The organism is Schlesneria sphaerica (assembly GCF_044336245.1).
Lineage (GTDB): Bacteria > Planctomycetota > Planctomycetia > Planctomycetales > Planctomycetaceae > Schlesneria > Schlesneria sphaerica.
In genome coordinates this window covers 4,716,482-4,734,249 of record NZ_CP172346.1, presented here as the reverse complement: position 1 = coordinate 4,734,249, position 17,768 = coordinate 4,716,482, and the positions used below count along the sequence as shown (strand labels likewise).

Here is a 17,768-nt window from a genome sequence, read left to right as displayed (position 1 = left end):
CACCTCCGCGCGTGCGACAGCCGCCCAAGACTCAAATCCCGAAAAAGCCTGCGACAAAATTCTTACAAAAGAGAAATATTAAACACTCTTGAAGTGTACGTTTGAACGCAACCCGCAACTTGGCGAGAGATTGTTGGGAACGTGTTCGAAAATCAAATCCCCAAATGACCAGTACCCCTGAAGCATTTATCTTAGCTCACCGCCACAGCGGGTTTCTCTAAGCAACGCATTTTCCGCATTCTTCAAGAAATCCAACAGCCCAGCTTACATTTCTGAGGAAATTGAGAAATCGCGTGGTATGAACAATCCTGAATTCGTGAACCCCCGCGCGAAAGCCATTCACTTTGAGGCTGGTAATGTAAAAATGGTAGCTACAATACAAGCGGTTGGCATTTTTCAACGCCCCGGCCAAGCGACTTGGCCAGTTGACGTTCAGTTTTGGAAGTAAAATTCTCCACGGTGTGGAGATTGGAGTGCCATCTTGCATGCCAGACCGGGGACTGGCATGATGTTCAAGTACCGGTTGCGACAGTGAATTACGAGGAGATTCGATCAGACCTGAGATCGACTTCCCTCTTAACCTCATCCAAACTCCCTGGGGACCAGGGAACGAGTCGGTCCGATTTTATCAGGCAGGCGGTTAGAAAAAGAGCAAAGCTTTGTTGCGGCTACGAGAGAACCCTGGTTGTTTTAAACCAACTCAGGCGCGCGTCGGATTCACCCTTATTGAGCTGTTGGTCGTGATTGCGATCATTTCCTTGCTGGTCAGTTTGTTGCTGCCGGCTGTTCAGCAGGCACGCGAAGCCGCAAATCGGATCCGCTGTCAGAATAACCTGAAGCAGCTTGGCCTCGCAATCCACAATTATCACGACACTCACAGCACCTTTCCTATCGGTGGGTTCGTGCAGCCACGGATCATGTCCAGCGGAGCACAATTTCCGCAGGCCGGCCCGTCGTTTTTTGTGGGCCTGCTTCCTCACCTCGATCAACAGGTCTTGTATAGCAAGCTCAACCTCTCCGCACCTGGAAGTGGCGATGTCTCGCTGGGACCAAACGGTCCGGCCGTCCGGGGTGCTTACATCCCAGCGTATCGCTGCCCCAGCTCCACTCTTGCCGAATTCTATCCTGTCGTTGCGATTCCCGTCCTCATGCCCTCGTATGTCGGCATTTCCGGGGCGACTGCGACTTCCCCAGGCAATCCTGATTTCCCGGAAACACGTGTGAAAAATTTCGCCGTGTGCTCTGGTGTGGTCGGCCAGATGTCCTGGGGGGGAGTCCTGCTCGCGAATGAAGTTAGGTCGATGCGCGATGTCCAGGACGGTAGCAGCAGCACCATTGTGATTGCTGAGTCCTCGGCACCCGTGACTGACGCCACCGGCCGAAAGCTCCGCATGGACGGCGGTTATCCAGTCAGTTGGTTGCGCAGCACCGACAGTTTTGGGACAGGCGCAAGCTACCAGAACCCCAACTCAAGGTTAGCTACCCGATGCTACAACCTGACCACGGTTCGTCACCCGGTCGGTATGCGTGAAGCCCCTGTTGAGGGAAGTGCATGCCAGGCGGGCACTCCGAATCGTCCGATCAACTCAGAACATGCTGGTGGCGCCGGAGCGCTTCAGTGTGATGGGTCAGTCAGGTTTCTGAGCAGCAGTATGGATATGTACCTGCTCAAGGCCCTGGCGACGCGGGACGACGGAGCCGCGATCAGTCTCGACTGACCACGGACAAGTCGCTCTCGCGAGTTTTGCTGCGTGTCGAATGGTTTCGAGTCACAAAGTATTGAAGGAGTAAGTACTGTGCGGCATTTTCTACTCAGCTTGGCGATTTGCCTCAGTTCAAGTGTCAGCCTGATGGCGGAGGAATTACGTTACTGTCTTTACTGGCCAGTCTACATCGATGGCGGGACGGCCCTTTATGTATCAGACATGATTGACATTTCGAACGCCTACCCCTGCAGCGACGCCTACTTCTGCTACTACTGGGCTGACTCTGACGATCCAAACGTGCCGGAAAACTGCCCTAACTGCGTCCACACACTGTTCGCCCGAGCAGCAAATGTCAGCTCCAAGGACCAGCCTGCGAAGAATGATCCTTTTGCCGGGCTCCGGAAGCCTTTTTCAAGCAAATCGGAATTTGCCCAACTGGTCCCCACGAAATGGCAGCGAATCGATGCCGATGCCGAAGGAACCTATACATGGAATCCCCGTGATGGTGTGACCTGCCAGAACAGTCGCGTAGTGACTGTGAAAACCGAATTGGGTGAGAAGGTTCAGGTCAAAATCTTTGACCTCAAGTTCAGCCCAGGCCGCGCAGGTGTCATCCAAAGTTCCGCTCCGTCCAAGACAGCCAAACTTGGTTATGAGATCACTGATGCATCGCAATCCAATGTTTCGACTTACGTACCTAAGAAGATGCCGAACGTCGATTCGGCCTACCAGGGCGTGATCAATGTCGATGGCGCTAATTACACTATCATTTCAAAAGCACCACTGTTCCGCGAATAAGACACTCAGTCTTGCTGTTCGGAACAGCGGAAGTCTCAACTGCCGCTGACATCAGAAACTCCCTCACTTCGCCCGTGAGGGAGTTTTCTTTTGGTAAGACATAAAATCAGCAGCGGATCGATGCGGTCGTGCACTCCGAACAGTTCTGACCCCGGTCCACCCTTCCGTGAAGTACTCGATCTGAACCTTGGAATGCGAAGTTGCTTCTGACGCTTCAGACAATGGACCGTTTCGAATAATGCGTGTCCTCGACTCAAGATCGCCGAGCGAGGCCCGTTTTCCCTGAAGCGTACCAGCTGCTGCGGGACGAGTCGCCGTCCACTCCCACAGGCCCGAGTGAACACCGGAAATTCTGGCATTTTCCAGCCGCCCGTCACGGTCCGCAGCCGCCTCCAGGGCCGCAAGTTCCGCAGCAAACGGCACTCGCTTCCCCGTCCGTTCTGCATGTGAAAGAGCCTCGTCATACCTGACTGAAGCCAAGGGCGGCATATCCGATACCTTGGCCCTGTTTGGCGAGAACTGCTCAATCAAATCCACCTGGACTTCGTTCAGGTCAGCGTAAAACGCGGGAACGACCACCATGTCAGGGGCCGTATTCGTATCCGGAGACATCAGCACGGGCGACTCAACCAGCGAGTCTTCCACGTAGAACATCGGGGTAGTCGTGTCCGCCGGAGGAATCACGATCCTCGGCAGCACCACCCGGCCAGAACTGTCTTTCTTCCAGAAGTTATGGTTACGAGCAAACGAGGCCCCTTCTTCGGCTTCAGGAACGCGCCGGAACACTTCGTGGAATCGAGCCGTGCCGTCGCGACCTCCGCTTCCATTCAACACAGCGACGATGAAGTAGTCACCTGGTGGCAATTTGGCGCGAAGCGGAGTGACACCGCGTAAATTGTGGATCTTTTCAGGGTCTGGCTCACCCGTAACGGGGTCAAGTTCGACCGCAGTGATGGAGCAGCCGGGTGGATCTGTCTGAAAGACAACTTGTTGTCGGAACGGGGCAGGCAACGATGCCCACCAGAAGGTGGCAATCACCCCGACTCCCGCAATCATGCCTAGCCACCAGTGGCGTGCGCGGTGATAGTGCTTCGTCAGCCGTTTGGTCATATGGTAATGCCATGGCCGCGTCACCCCCTGAATCACCTCACCATCCAGATATCGTTCGAGATCGTTTTGCAGATCCCGCGCATGAGCATATCGGTCTTCGGGAGACTTCTTCAGACACTTTAGGCAGATATCTGCCAGGTCGGGGGGAATCCTGGGATTGATCGCCCTGGGATGCACAGGCTCTTCATGAAGAACCTGCGAAATCACCATCAACTCTTCGCCACGGAACGGCAACTGTCCCGTCAGCAGTTCGTAAAGAATGACCCCGAGGGAGTAAATGTCACTGCGACGATCCACCGCGTCATGGTCCGCACGCGCCTGCTCGGGCGACATATATTCAATCGTGCCCATGACTTTGCCAGGCGTTGCCAGTGCATCGTCACCGAATTCATGCTTCGCGAGACCAAAATCGGCAATCAGCGGTTCCCCCGCCAGATTCATCAGCACATTCGACGGCTTCAAATCGCGGTGGATCACGCCATTGGTATGAGCGAACTGGACGGCATTCGCGAGCTTCTTCACCAATTGGGCAGCCGAGATGGGGTCAACGACGCGATCGCGACGCCATTCTTTCAGATTACAGCCCTCAATGTAGTGCGTTACAATGGCAAACGCGTCTTCATCAATATCGTAAACTTCGACGATATTGGGATGATGCAGTTTCGCATTGGTCTGGGCCTCATGCATGATGGCAGAGAAGTTTCGCGTTGCCGCAGCGCCTTTGTTGGCCAGCTTGACGGCGACTTCTCGTGTCAACTTGAGATCATAAGCTTTCCAGACCGTTCCAAAGCCCCCCTCTCCGGCTTTCTTGATCAACTGGAAACGCTTCAGTTGTGGCAAGACTTTCGAGTCAGTTTCTGCATCGGGATTCATCTTAGTTTTGGTGAGCCCCGCCCCTCCCTTTCCCTCGACCAGTTCTTCATAGAGTGGCTGCAACACGTCGATCGATTCAGGGAAACGCTCGAAGTAGGCCGAGAAATCGGCCGTTCCGCAATGGCGCGCGTACTGGTACTCGATTTCAACAAGCTTGCGCAGCAGGGGACGTCGCTCTGCCGTCTTGATACGATCGAGGTAGTCTTCGATCTTCGGATTGGCGTTGCTCCAGACTCGCGCATCAAACTCATCGCAGATTTTCGCAACCAGATCGTGGGGTGAATAGATCTGCGTCTCTTTATCGGTTAAGACAGTTTTACTCACGTGGAGCTTGCGCGACATGACTCTTCCAATCGGGGACAGCCCCACCACCAGACTCGGGGCACTTTTCGATCCGGACAGTTTCGGCGTTTAACTGGTTCATTGTGGGGTTCTCGCGGCCTGTTCCGCAAGTCGCCACCACATCAAATCGGTCAAATCAGATACTAGAGAGTGCGTCAAACCGAAAAACAGGCTTGACAAATCAGACGTTTCGTCTGTTAATAGTTATTGCCTTCTCCGCTCCCGCAACAAATGTGCAAAATCACGTCGAATCCCTGGGGCGGCCGAGTCATCTGATCACTCGCATGTACAGAATTCACAACACGATTTACAGCCTCGAGATCCGTTTGATCGACCCGTCAACCGTTCTATTTGAGACGTCCTCTCCATAGCCCACAGCCAATGAGAGTGCCTGACCATGATCCTCAAGAACTGCATCCGCCCCGGGTCGCACTCTCACCCCTTGAGGATGTCCGAAGCAGCATCCGTGCCCCCCTTGAAGCAGCTCCGCGGTGCCACGGCTTGCCCCCTCTCTGGCGCCCTGTGGGGGATCCTTTTCCTCGGCGCTCTGATTCTATCACGTCCGGTCAAGGCCGACGACGCGCAGCACCTGGCAGACCTGATTGATCGCCGCATCGAAGCTCGCTGGGAATCAGATGGGGTGACCCCTGCACCGATTGCGGACGACGCAGAATACCTGCGCCGGGTATATCTGCACATCGGCGGGACGATCCCCACCGTGGCACAGACTCGCCGTTTTCTCGCCAGTGAGTCTCCCCAAAACCGCCGACTCGAGGTCGAAGATCTGCTGGAAGGTCCGCAATATATCACGAACTTCAGCAACTTCTGGACACGGGTCCTGATGCCCGAATCCGGAACGGACATTCAGAACAGGGCTCAGCGGCCCGGTTTTCAGGCCTGGCTCCGTCAGCATCTGGCGCGAAACACCCACTACAACGCAATCGTCTACGAACTCCTGACGACTCCACTCGCGGGAGATCGTTCCATGAATGTCGCGATGCAATCGACCGGGCCACTTACCCCCATTGCCTTTTTTACCACCAAGCAGATCAAACCAGAGAATCTGGCTGCCGCCACTTCGCGGATGTTCATGGGGATTCGGATCGAATGTGCTCAATGTCACAATCATCCCCACGACGACTGGAAACAAGAGCAATTCTGGGGCTATGCCGCGTTCTTTGCCGGGATCGAACGCACCAGCCGGGACGAGAACGCCCTCGGTCAGGTCAAAGAAGTCTTCGATCGGCGCGAATTGACGATTCCCGAACAGGAAACCGTTGTCCAGGCGATGTATCTCGACGGAAGCCAGCCCCAATGGCGATCAAAGGTCAGCTCCCGTCGGACACTCGCCGACTGGCTCACAACCAAACAAAATCCTTACTTCTCAAAAGCCGTGGTGAACCGGCTGTGGGGACACTTCTTCGGCGTCGGAATTGTTGATCCCATCGATGATTTCGGCGGACCGAATCAGCCCAGCCATCCCGAACTGCTCGAAGCGCTCGCCTTGGATTTTGCCGAACATGATTTTGATTTGAAGTACTTTATCCGGGGCCTGACGGCGTCGAAGACCTACCAGCGATCAAGCCGGATGACACATGCATCACAAGGCGAACCACAGCAGTTCGCAAGGATGACGGTTCAGGGACTGACGGGTGAGCAGCTATTTGATTCCATGGCTGTCGCGGTCGGATATCTCGAACCCTTCCAGCCGATACAGCCATTTCAGCTCGATCGCCCCGGACCTCGAACGGAATTTCTGGAACTGTTCGATTCGAACAGTGATTCCCCGACCGAGCGTCAGACATCAATCCTGCAGGCACTGGCAATGATGAACGGTCAGTTTTCGACCTCTGTCACCAGCCTGGAACAAAGTTCGACACTATCCGCCGTTGCGGAATTTCCCTGGATGAAGACAGCGGACCGGATTGATGCCCTGTATCTGGCCACCCTGACTCGCAAACCGCGACCTGAAGAACGAGAGCGATTAACTCAATACGTCGACTCTGGCGGCCCTGCGGAAAATCCCAAGCAGGCTCTGGCCGACGTCTTCTGGGCCCTGCTGAACAGCTCGGAATTTCTCTTCAACCACTAATGACGTCAGTCTTATCGAGCCAACCCGGAATCAGAAGGCGGAAAGGAACGATGGCCTGAAACTGTGCTCTGGTGTCACGCAGTCTCATGTCCTTCGGTCTCTTGCAAGCCGCCACCGCGAAACATCCCAACCTCAGACCGGAGCATGACCATGGCTGCTGAGTCTTCCCTTTCCCGTCGCGACATGATGAAACGGCTGTCCGCCTATGGAGCCTTCGGCGCTTCCATGTCGGGCTGGCTTCCCGCATTCGCGAACAACACCGCCGGTCAAACAACGGAACGTCAGCGATCCGTGATCCTGTTGTGGATGACTGGTGGCCCCCCCCAGACAGACACGTTCGACATGAAACCGGGCCACGCGAACGGAGGACAATTCAAACCGATCGAGACCTCGGTTCCTGGGGTTCAGATCTGCGAGCATCTTCCGCAAGTCGCGCGGCTGATGCAGTACTGTGCCCCCATCCGTTCGATGAGCACCAAGGAAGGAGACCACACGCGGGCCACCTACCTGCTCCGTACCGGCAATCTGCCGCAAGGTCCCATTGATTATCCCACGCTTGGATCGCTCTTCAGCAAGGAACTGGGGCAAGAAGACTCGGATCTCCCGAATTTTGTCGCGGTCGCACCCTACACACAGTTCAGCCCGGCAGCCTACGGGCCAGGGTTTCTCGGTCCCAAGTTCGCCCCCCTCATCGTGGGCGATGCCAACCCGCTCGGGAACGCGAACCAGATGAACTACGACCGGTCACTGGCCGTCAAGAACCTGTCGCTACCCCAGGGAATCGACATCGCACGGGCGGATGCACGGTTATCTCTCCTGGCGGACATGGAAATGGACTTTGCAAGTACCCGGCCGGGACTCACGGCCGAAAGCCACCAATCAGCCTACTCCGCAGCGGTTCGTATGATGCGTTCAGAAGCGGTTAAAGCCTTTAATCTCGATGACGAAAACGCGAAGCTTCGTGACGCCTACGGCCGTAATCAGTTCGGCCAGGCCTGCCTGCTTGCGCGAAGACTCGTGGAACGAGGCGTCCCGTTCGTGGAGGTTTCGCTAAATGGCCTGGGTAATGGCCAGTCATTCGCGTGGGACACTCACTTGCAAAACTTCACATCCGTCAAGGGTCTGCTGGAGGCCCTGGACCCCGCCTGGGCGACGCTGATGACCGACCTGAAGGATCGCGGGCTCCTTGATTCAACCATGATTGTGTGGATGGGAGAATTCGGACGCACCCCCCGCATCAATGAACAGGCGGGTCGCGATCACTTCCCCAATGCCTGGTCGACCGTGCTCTGCGGTGGAGGGATACGGGGTGGACAAGTTGTCGGGAAAACGAGCGAGGATGGAATGAAGGTCGAAGAGCGTCCCGTTTCCGTCCAGGATCTTTTCGCGACTCTGTGCAAAGGGCTGGGGCTGGATTCGATGAAGCAGAACATCTCGAACGTGGGTCGCCCCATTCGACTTGCAGATCCGACTGCCAAACCGATCGAAGAAATCGTCGGCTGAACCACCCTGCAAGACGGCTGAAATGGAATCGCCTTTCGGGTGAAGTTGCAGCGAGACCGCACTTCGAAAACTCATCTGACCGCACCAACCCCAACATCAGAAGTGCCTCGGTGTCATTATGAAACGGCTATTCTGCCTGCTGAATCTCCTGGCGATGCCGCTCTGGGCCAGTGACGCCCCCGATGAAGCCGCCTACACGGTCTACCTGGGTGAGAACGGTGTGCTCGTCCTCAAACTGATCATCGAGGTCGAAGGATCGACACCCCGCGGTGCGTTCGAGCATTACATTGATCATCTGATGAAATCGCTGGACAGCAACGGTGACGGCACGATCACTACGGAGGAAGCGAACGGTAAATACCTGACGGACAACGACGCTCGACAAGCTCAATTGACGCCCTCGAGTGAAACCGTCGCCCGGAATCTCGTTCCTGATACCAGCCCTGCCGACGGCAAGATTTCCCGTCAGGAGTTTCTCGCGTACTATCGACGCATCGGCCTGAATCCCTTCGTCGCCTTTTTCCAGCCGAATGCAGAACCGCAGAATGGGAATCGGCAACCACGTCGAGGGACAAGTACGTCGGAGACCTCACTTTTTCTGCAACTGGACACGAATCGCGATGGCAAGCTCTCGGCCGATGAGTTGACCGGCGCGCTGCAGACACTACGAAAACTCGACCTGGATCATGACGAAACCATCAGCGCTGCGGAACTCAATCCCCTCACCGATACGGTCGTCAACCAGCAGCGACTCCCGCAGACTCAGGATCGAATGGGGTCGACGAGCCCTTTCCTGGGTGCGGGCTTCGATGAATCCCTGCAGAAGCAAGTCCGTCGCCTGATCGAGAAATATGACACGACCGACCCACTCAAGTCGGGATTACCTGGTTCCAGGGTCCGCAATCAGAAACTCAGTCCCCAGGAAATCGGGCTGTCACAAACCGCGTTCACCCGCTACGACGGCGATGGGGACGGCCAGCTTGACTTTGATGAACTCCGTCAGTTTCTGACACACCCGGAACCAACGATCATCATCACATTCAATCTAGGCGAAGATAGCCCCTTAAGCACTCATACAGTGACGGACGAACTTCAGGATAAAGTCAAAATCAGCCCTGACGGCTCTGCCAATATTAACTTGGGAAGCACCCAACTATGCCTGGTCAAGAACAACGTTTCGCGGGTGCCATCGGCGGACCAATTTCTGAAGCCCCAGTTCATGGCAGCGGATGCGGATGCAAACGGGTACCTGGAGAAAAGCGAGGCCGATCGTGCCTTCTTCTTCGGCGCAACATTCCAGGACCTGGATGCGGACAAGAATGAAAAGCTATTCCTTGAAGAAGTCGTCGCCTACTTTCAGCTCCGATTCGGCGTTGCCCGCAGCCGCGTCGTCCTGAATATCAATGAGCAGGGCCGCACCTTGTTCGAGATCCTGGATACAGATCGAGACCGTCGTCTCTCGTTCCGTGAACTGAAGTCGGCGGCAGAGAAACTCGCCCTCTGGGACAAAGACGGAGATGGTCTCTTATCCGACTCAGAAGTCCCGCTGCAGTATCGTCTGATTGTGGCACAAGGGACGCTTCCCGCCCTGGAAGGCAACGTCGATCGCGGTAACCAGACAGGAACGCTGGCAGAACGGGCCACGGGACCGCTCTGGTTTCGTAAAATGGACAAAAACCGCGACGGTGAAGTATCACAACGTGAGTTCCTGGGCGATCTCTCGCTTTTTGAGCAATTCGACCAGAACAAGGACCAGTACATCGACGTAACAGAAGCCCTTTCCGCTCCCGTTGAATCGTTAAAGTGACCGCAATCCAGGTCCCCGCTCATCGTGTCGACGGCCAGAGCAATGTCCTGAGAGGCTTCAGCCGTATTGCGACATCCCTTCTCACATGTCGACCTGCTTCACAGGTGAGTACGGTCCGCCGATCGATCTCGCGCACAGCTCTCTAAATCACGTTGCCGCTTAGGTACCGATGTGACGAGCCCCTCATCGCGGGGCTCGTCCTCCGCAATGTAGAGCTTTTCTCAAATGACAATTCACCCGCGTGGCCGACAGAGCCAATGCGTGTATGGTGCACTAACATCTCTGGGGAAATCGAAGTATAAGATCGAATGTAGCATTACTATGGAAACAGAGAGACGGAAATCAATTGACGACTCTCTCCGCGCCGCGCATGAGGTCGACCGAGGTTTACGATTGACGTTTGAGTACTAATCCGCATTCGCGGATACGACCACCCGCTTACACGACGAATCGCGAAAACTGCGAGTTCGTTATTCTCGCCGGGGAAAACACATGAATTCGCTCAATGACGAGGCGACCCGTTTGGAAGAGGATGATTTTATCCCACGAACGGCAGGTCCACCCCTCTATCGGCGTCAAGATTACGTCGGAGCAACTCGACACGCCCTCATCTTTGCCATCGACGGATTTATTCTTCAACTGATATGCCTGATCTTACTTGACATTGACGCGGCGATTTTCAACTCGTCTAAGACGGCTCCCGCAAACGCATATAACGTGGTGGGACTGAGTGCCTGTCTCGTCGTCTGCTGGTTTTATCTCGCGGTTCTTAAACCCTCGCGATTCCGTTCGCCTGGTTACTGGATCACAGACGCCCGGATCGTGACGATTCATGGCCAGCCCCCCTCTCCCTGGCGGATGACCAAACGGCTAATCTGGTCCGTGCTCAGCATTTGCTGCTACTACCCGGTCAGCATCGTCACCGACCTCCTGTGGACGGCTGTTGAGGACGAACGGCAGATGCTCCGGGATCTGGTATTCGAGACTCGACTCATTCGCAACAAGGCCGTCCCCACGGGAACCGGCAGAATCTCGCGCCGATTCGTGACCGCGATGGGAATCGTGATCTCTTACCCATGCGTCTGCGAAAGAGTAAAAGCTCCGCCCAAAACCTGACCCAGCAAGCGAAATCCTCATTCCTGAAATCTGTAGGCCTGATCAACCGGCAAGTCGTAGCGAAAGGGATTGATCCGGGCAGAGACCTTGCCATTTGCATTGAATGGTCGAGCCTGACATCTTGCGGTGTGGTCCTCGTGACGATGCCTGCCTGATCAGTTTGCCGTGCAAATTGATTGGGAAGTCGGGACAATCACGTTAAAGTCATTTCAGATTCCCGCGTCACGAACGGTCACTGGAAAAGTTTTCCAGGGGATTCCAAAACAGGCGGGATCGTTTCACATCTCACGAAGGGGCAGCATGTTCGATACCTTGAAGCAGGCTGTGTTCGCCAGTATCGGTTTGGCAGATTTGACACGAGAGAAAGTGGAAGGAGTCGTTGCGGAGGTTGCGCGACGGGCAAAACTATCCGAGGCAGACGCTGCGGAATTTCAAGCGGAACTGAACGAACGCGTCGAGAAGGCACGAGCGGAACTCGGTGCGGAGATCGATCGCAGGATCGATCAGGCATTCATTCAGTTAGGACTTCTGAAAGCGAACGTAAAGCACGAAGCGGAAAGTGTCGGCAGTACCGTCCAGAAGCTGACAGATCAAAGCCTCGATGCTGTCCTCTCAAGAGCGGGAGTGGCGCGTCAGGAGGACATCGATTCTCTCACACAGCGGATTGAACTGCTGGAAAAGAAACTGGCCGAAAAGACGTCCTGAGAGTCCGTTCCGCGAACACCTTGCCGAACCTCTTTCGAGAAACAAATTGCACGCGTAGTCTGACTGCCAGACTACGCGTGCTTGCTTCACGGACCGGTGGACCTGTTTTGCGATGAAACGAAGGCCATCCTCGTTCAGCAGAAACTCAATCTTCGAGTTTGACAAAGGCGACTGCATTGTTGTTGTTCATGGGAATAATGAGCTGCTTCTGCTTTGAATCGTAGCCCATCGAAGCTGCACTGGGGATCCCTGCGGCAATCAGCTTGGCAGGCTGGCCGGAACGAATTTCCGAGATGCTTCCGAAGCGGACGCTGCTGACATACTTCGTCCCATCCGGAAGGATAACCAGCCCATCGTTGCCTCCTTCCGCCGAGTGTTCGGTGCGGATCAACCTGGCTGATGCCGGATCAAACGTCAGCACGGCACTGTTTCCCACGTTCACGACAACAACGTAACCGTCCTGATCAATCGCCACGCCGTTGGGACTGACCAGGGGTTCGCCTTCCACAAACGTCGTCACCACACCGTCGCGGGTGATTTTATAGACACGGCTTTCTGGCCGGGTGTTCGAAACGAAGATGGTCCCCTCTTTGGTCACAGCAATCCCGTTAAGAAACGTAGCCCCTTCGACGGGATAGGCACGGCCCGGCTTCCCCGTCGCCAGATCAAACGTGCGCACGACATCAATGTCTGCGGCGTAAAGGACTCCGTTCTGGATGGCACTGCCGAGCGGATGATTGAGCGTCAGTCCGTCGCGAGTGGCACCGATCCACTTGGCCGTGTGGACGGACCCATCCGGGTTCAGCAGCGAGACGTACCCGTCGTTGGGTTCCTGAGCCTGAGGGACACCTGCGTTCATGACCACAATCAGATTTCGACCGGGATCATACGTGCAACTTTCCGCAAAGCGAAAACTTCCGTAGACTTTGACGTTGCTGGTCATCTTTACAAATTGACCAGCTTCATTGACGGAACCCAGGGGCTGGCCCGCCTGAAACTCGTTGGAAGCCCCAGCGGGTGCTTGTGCAAAAGCACCACACGTGGCCAGCATCCATACACACGCAGACAATGCGAAAGTAACCTTCATGCATACGACTCCTCAGTTGATGTCACTCATCAGCAGAAATTCGACCAGCCCATTAGGCCCCGAGGCCCTGGACGAGTAAACTCGACACCGTGACGGACAGCTTACCGCATCACCCCCGCACGTGAAGGAACATTCCGACAAACGTCGGAACGTTCGGCGATGATGAAAATGCCTCCCCTTTTCGCAGCGGAACTCTCGTTGAACCGTTGGGGTTCTTCGGATTCCCGTTGCAGCGATCGATTGAACAGGAAATTGATGAAATGCCAAGTCTACGCTGGTTGAGCATCGCGCTCCTCTCCCTGCTGGTCCTCCAGCCCTCTCTCACATCGGCCGCCGATGCCCGGGCGGAAGGGGTGGTAGTCCCCAAGGAGACGATTCAACTCTTCCCCTGCAAAGAGCTGACGAAGGACTGGTACACGTGGCTGACAGACGACCTTCATGAAGACCCGCGAGGCGTATTCACGCTTCAGCCCGACGGAACCCTTCGGATTTCCGGAGACGGCTACGGCGGCGTGATCACACGAAAAGAATATGCCGACTACCACCTGGTGCTCGAATACCGCTGGGGAACGAAGACTTGGCAGAATCGCGTCAAAGCGGCTCGTGACGGCGGCCTGCTGCTCCACTGCAAAGGACCTGACGGCAACTTTGGCGGCAGTGGGGACAAGCCCGGCCCGTGGATGACGTCCGTCGAATGCCAGATCATCGAAGGGGGCGTCGGCGATATCCTGGTCCTCCAGGGAAAAGACGAAAATGGAAAGCTCATCGAAGCCAGCGCATCGGCCACGGTCTCGTACGATCGCGATGGCGAACCGGTCTGGGATCCAAAGGGAGAGAAGAAGAAATTCACTTCCGGCCGCATCAACTGGTTTGGCCGTGATCCAGACTGGAAAGACGTCGTCGGATTCCGCGGAGCCAAAGACCCGGACAGCCCCGGACAGGAATGGACCACCCTCGAATGCTTTGTCAAAGGGGACAAACTGGTCTACCGCGTCAATGGTGTCATCGTGAACCGGGCCGAAGATGTCTACCCCACCAACGGCAAGCTGCTGCTCCAGACCGAAGGAGCCGAGATGTATGTTCGTCGCCTGGAACTGCGCCCGCTGCCGAAGCAGATTCCCTGAGCTAAACAACCTCAACTGAGAAGCAACTTCTCAAGAGAGATCCCGTTTGCTGCCCAACCTGGCGGTAGACGGGATTTTTTTGTGCAGTGCGTCACACCGGTTCTCGCAAGGTAACGCGGCCTGATTGAGGCCCCGCGCAGATGAACCAGAATTTCACCCGGGTGCAAGCATCCGCTCGAGTCAATCAGAGCGTCGTCGTCTCACACAAGTATAAGAAGAGTGCCCCGCCCCAGGTCTCCGATGAGGTCACGTTGCGATCCCTCCAGCAGTTCGGTCCGATCTCCTGGCCGATACGATTTGCCCCAAGAGAATTCTCACAGCCAGGATGCGCCTTTTCTCTATCGCCCCTCCCCCTTCCTGATTACTCTATCTTGACCCTTGCATTCTAGAAGCTGAAGACAGAAGGATGGAATTCATGCTGACATATCCCTCTCGCTGGGTTGCGCTGATCGCTCTGATCGGAGCACTGGCCGGAACGGCTTCTGCCCAGGAATCCGAACTCGCGAAGTACTACGGATTTCGGCCGCTGGAAGTTTTCAAACTGGCTGAGAGATCGGGAAATCTGCTGACTGGCGATCTCAATCATGACGGTCTGACAGACATGATTCTCGTTGACAACAGCCATAGTCGTCTCGACCTGTTGCTGCAGCGCGGCAAGCAACCTGCAACCAAAGAGACCCGGGCCGGTCGGGATGATGTCAATCTGATCGACAACGACTGGCGGTATGAACACAAGAAGCTTCCCGTTGATCACGATGTCGCGGCTTTGACTTTGGGTGATTTCAACGGGGATGGGCGAGTCGACATCGTCTATTTCGGATTGCCCGATCAACTCGTGATCCGCTATCAGCCTGTCACCGGTGATTGGACCGAGAAAAAGCAGCAGCGAATTCCCGACGTGGCTCCCACGCAATGGTTCTTGACGGCGGGTGACCTGGATGCGAATGGCCTGGATGATCTGGTGATCCTGGGGAAGCATGAAACGATCCTTCTCTACCAGAATGAAAAAGGAACGCTCAGCGCACCCAAGCGGCTGATGAATACGTCCGACAAGCTGGGTCTGGCTCAAATCGCAGACCTGGACGGTGACGGACGCCTCGACTTGTGCTACCTCGCCGGAGATGGCTTAAACCGCGTCCTCGGCGCGCGACTGCAACAGTCGAACGGTCAGCTTGGACCGGAATATGTATTCGATCTCGAACGCCCCCGCGCCGTGTCACTTCGCGATGTCGACGGAAAGCCGGGACACGAGATCCTGACGATCGATTCCCGAACCGGGCGGCTGAAGCTGCTGAATGTCGAACAGAAAAAGCTGTCGGAAAATGAACTGCCCGAACGGTTGATTCAATTCGGTTTCGGCAAGCTTGGTTCCGGCAACAACCGTGACCTGGCGATCGGCGACTTCAACGGGGATGGGCTGAGCGACCTGGTGGTAACCGATCCTGATGCCTCGCGCGTGCTCCTGTTTACGCAGCACAAAGGACAGGGACTGGACATGGGAACCCCCTACTCCAGCTTGACCGGCACTGATCAGATCCGTGCGGCAGATCTGGATGGAGACGGCACCGCCGATCTGGTCGTTCATAGTAACACAGAAAAAACACTGGGCGTCAGCCAGTTTGCCGAAGATCGACTGACGTTTCCTCAGTCCATTCCCACCGAGGCGGATCCCTCCGTTATCGAACTCGTCGACCTGGATGGGGACGGCAAAGTGGAAGTCATCTTCATCGCCAAAACCAAGAAGGACCGAACCACCGAGTACTCACTTCAGGCGATGAAGCGTCTGGGGAAAGACGAATGGCAGGCCGTGAAATTTGGCGACAAGACCTCGTTCCCGCTCGACCTGAAGGGGACGCCCGAGCGACTGTTGCTGGCGGATGTTTTTGGAGACGAACGCCCCGAATTCCTCATCCTGCAAGGTTCCAAGCCGCCTCAGTTGTTCGGCTTCACCACTGAGGGAATTCCGATTGAACTCGTCACGACCGGCAATCTGGGTGCGGGAACCGTCGCAGCAGGGGCTGTCAGCCTTTGCTCGCTGGGCGGGAAAAAGGGCCTGCTGGTCACGCAGGAAAACTTCGCCCGGCATATGGTTCTCAGCCCGCAGAAGCGTTGGGAAGTGGCAGATCAGTTCAACGTGACGGAATCCAATGCCCGGATGGTGGCCGGAGCCATCGTTGACTTGAACGGGGAAGGTGAACCCGAAATCGCACTGGTCGATGGCGGACTGCGCAAGCTGAGAATCCTCAAGAAGGCCGAATCCGGATACGAGCCCTGGAAGGAAATTGATATCGGCGAGTTTCCTTTGAAGTCGTTGAAGGTCGCCGATTTGAATGGCGACAAGCATGACGATCTGGTCCTGTTCGGGACTGACAAATTCGCCGTGCTGTTCGCTGGGGGAACCTCCCCCGCGCTGAAAGAACTGGCCGCATTCGAAAGTCAGCTCGACAAGGTCTTCCCTACCGACGTGGTCGCGGGAGACCTGAATGGTGACGGACACATCGACCTGGCCATGACCGACACCCGCAGTCATTTCATCGAGATCATCCAGTATCGGCCCGAAACAGGTCTCCAGCACGCCCTCTATTTCCGGGTGTACGAACAGAAGTCATTTCGGGGCGATGACGACGCCAAGGACGCAGAACCCCGCGAAGCGATGATTGCCGATGTCACCGGGGATGGCCTTCCCGATCTGATCCTCCTGGCGCACGACAGGTTGCTCGTCTACCCTCAGGATGACGGCAGATCCCAGGTTACCACGCCCGCCAAATAACGCCTTGCGGCAGATCACAGCGTCGACTGCGGCGTCCCGTTTTGGATTGTACGGCCCAGCAAAGCTACGATCGCTACAACAAGAATAATATTCACCATCTAAACCGCATTTTCACACGTCCGGATTGACGTATCGTCGCTTGTGGCGTGGAAAATACAGGAGCGTTATATTCGATCTTTCGCCCGGTCAGTTCATGACGACTTCCTTCACAACGAGGAGCTTTCCAATGAGCGACAGTATTCATGATGAAGATGAAGCCACGGCTGGCGACTCTGTAGTGAAAACACGTGAACTAAAAGACCCAAATATCCTCAAGGTCTACCAGACCGGTGAGTTGACGGTCGTGGGCTTCGGGGGACAAGACGTTCCCGACGAAGTCTGTATCGCCGCCTATCGCGAACAGCTCTTTAAGCTGGTGGAAGAGTCCCAGTGTAAGGTGCTGGCATTTGATCTGACTGGAGTCACGCTCGTCCCCAGCGGAATGCTGGGGGTGTTGATGTCGCTGCGGAACAGAGTCGGTCGGGTCGAACTGTACAACCCATCGGACGACGTCCGCGAGGTCCTGCGTATGACGCGGCTGGAAACGTTGTTTGATATCAAACAGGTTGATCTGTAGTGCGTCCAGATCGGCACCGTTCCACCAATCCGACTTCGCGTTCTTGAGAGCTCATCAAGACTCAAAAACCGTCAACATCATCGAAGCTGAGTACGGGAGCACGGATCGACCAGCTCGGT

Annotated in this window: 12 protein-coding genes; 10 read left to right on the top strand and 2 right to left on the bottom strand. The window is 55.7% G+C overall.

From position 1 onward, the window contains the following. Positions 1–659: 659 nt before the first annotated feature. Positions 660–1,718 (top strand): DUF1559 domain-containing protein, encoded by a 1,059-nt coding sequence (locus ACGY09_RS17215; protein WP_397568690.1) that lies wholly within the window; start codon positions 660–662, stop codon positions 1,716–1,718. A gap of 78 nt (positions 1,719–1,796) precedes the next feature. Next, positions 1,797–2,504: a hypothetical protein gene (locus ACGY09_RS17210; protein ID WP_397568689.1), complete on the top strand. Its 708-nt coding sequence runs from the start codon at positions 1,797–1,799 to the stop codon at positions 2,502–2,504. A 63-nt stretch (positions 2,505–2,567) separates the two neighbouring features. On the opposite strand, the gene ACGY09_RS17205 is transcribed toward ACGY09_RS17210, so the two are convergent. Beyond that, entirely contained in the window at positions 2,568–4,829 is a 2,262-nt protein-coding gene (locus tag ACGY09_RS17205) for a serine/threonine-protein kinase (RefSeq protein WP_397568688.1), read from the bottom strand. Between the two features lie 466 nt (positions 4,830–5,295). Here ACGY09_RS17205 and ACGY09_RS17200 point away from each other — a divergent pair, with 466 nt between their 5' ends. From ACGY09_RS17200 to ACGY09_RS17180, 5 genes are all read left to right on the top strand, one after another. Then, positions 5,296–6,921: a DUF1549 and DUF1553 domain-containing protein gene (locus ACGY09_RS17200; RefSeq protein WP_397568687.1), complete on the top strand. Its 1,626-nt coding sequence runs from the start codon at positions 5,296–5,298 to the stop codon at positions 6,919–6,921. 144 nt (positions 6,922–7,065) lie between these two features. After that, positions 7,066–8,424 (top strand): DUF1501 domain-containing protein, encoded by a 1,359-nt coding sequence (locus tag ACGY09_RS17195; RefSeq protein WP_397568686.1) that lies wholly within the window; start codon positions 7,066–7,068, stop codon positions 8,422–8,424. A 118-nt stretch (positions 8,425–8,542) separates the two neighbouring features. Next, positions 8,543–10,231: a hypothetical protein gene (locus ACGY09_RS17190; RefSeq protein ID WP_397568685.1), complete on the top strand. Its 1,689-nt coding sequence runs from the start codon at positions 8,543–8,545 to the stop codon at positions 10,229–10,231. 492 nt (positions 10,232–10,723) lie between these two features. Beyond that, positions 10,724–11,347 carry an RDD family protein gene (locus ACGY09_RS17185; RefSeq protein ID WP_397568684.1) on the top strand — a complete coding sequence of 208 codons (624 nt, stop codon included), beginning with the start codon at positions 10,724–10,726 and terminating at the stop codon, positions 11,345–11,347. 300 nt (positions 11,348–11,647) lie between these two features. Then, positions 11,648–12,052: a phasin family protein gene (locus tag ACGY09_RS17180; protein WP_397568683.1), complete on the top strand. Its 405-nt coding sequence runs from the start codon at positions 11,648–11,650 to the stop codon at positions 12,050–12,052. Between the two features lie 145 nt (positions 12,053–12,197). Here the strand turns inward: ACGY09_RS17180 and ACGY09_RS17175 are convergent, their stop codons facing one another. Beyond that, a complete protein-coding gene (locus tag ACGY09_RS17175; RefSeq protein ID WP_397568682.1) occupies positions 12,198–13,139 on the bottom strand; it encodes an SMP-30/gluconolactonase/LRE family protein in 942 nt (313 codons plus the stop codon). A 260-nt stretch (positions 13,140–13,399) separates the two neighbouring features. On the opposite strand from ACGY09_RS17175, the gene ACGY09_RS17170 reads away from it, so the two are divergent. The 3 genes from ACGY09_RS17170 (at position 13,400) to ACGY09_RS17160 (ending at position 17,649) form a co-directional block, all read left to right on the top strand. After that, positions 13,400–14,263 carry a DUF1080 domain-containing protein gene (locus ACGY09_RS17170; RefSeq protein WP_373653756.1) on the top strand — a complete coding sequence of 288 codons (864 nt, stop codon included), beginning with the start codon at positions 13,400–13,402 and terminating at the stop codon, positions 14,261–14,263. Between the two features lie 415 nt (positions 14,264–14,678). Then, on the top strand, positions 14,679–17,033 hold the full coding sequence (locus ACGY09_RS17165; RefSeq protein ID WP_373653757.1) for an FG-GAP repeat domain-containing protein: 2,355 nt from the start codon (positions 14,679–14,681) through the stop codon (positions 17,031–17,033). A gap of 226 nt (positions 17,034–17,259) precedes the next feature. After that, positions 17,260–17,649, top strand: coding sequence for an STAS domain-containing protein (locus tag ACGY09_RS17160; protein WP_373653758.1), 390 nt, complete (start codon positions 17,260–17,262; stop codon positions 17,647–17,649). Positions 17,650–17,768: the final 119 nt, after the last annotated feature.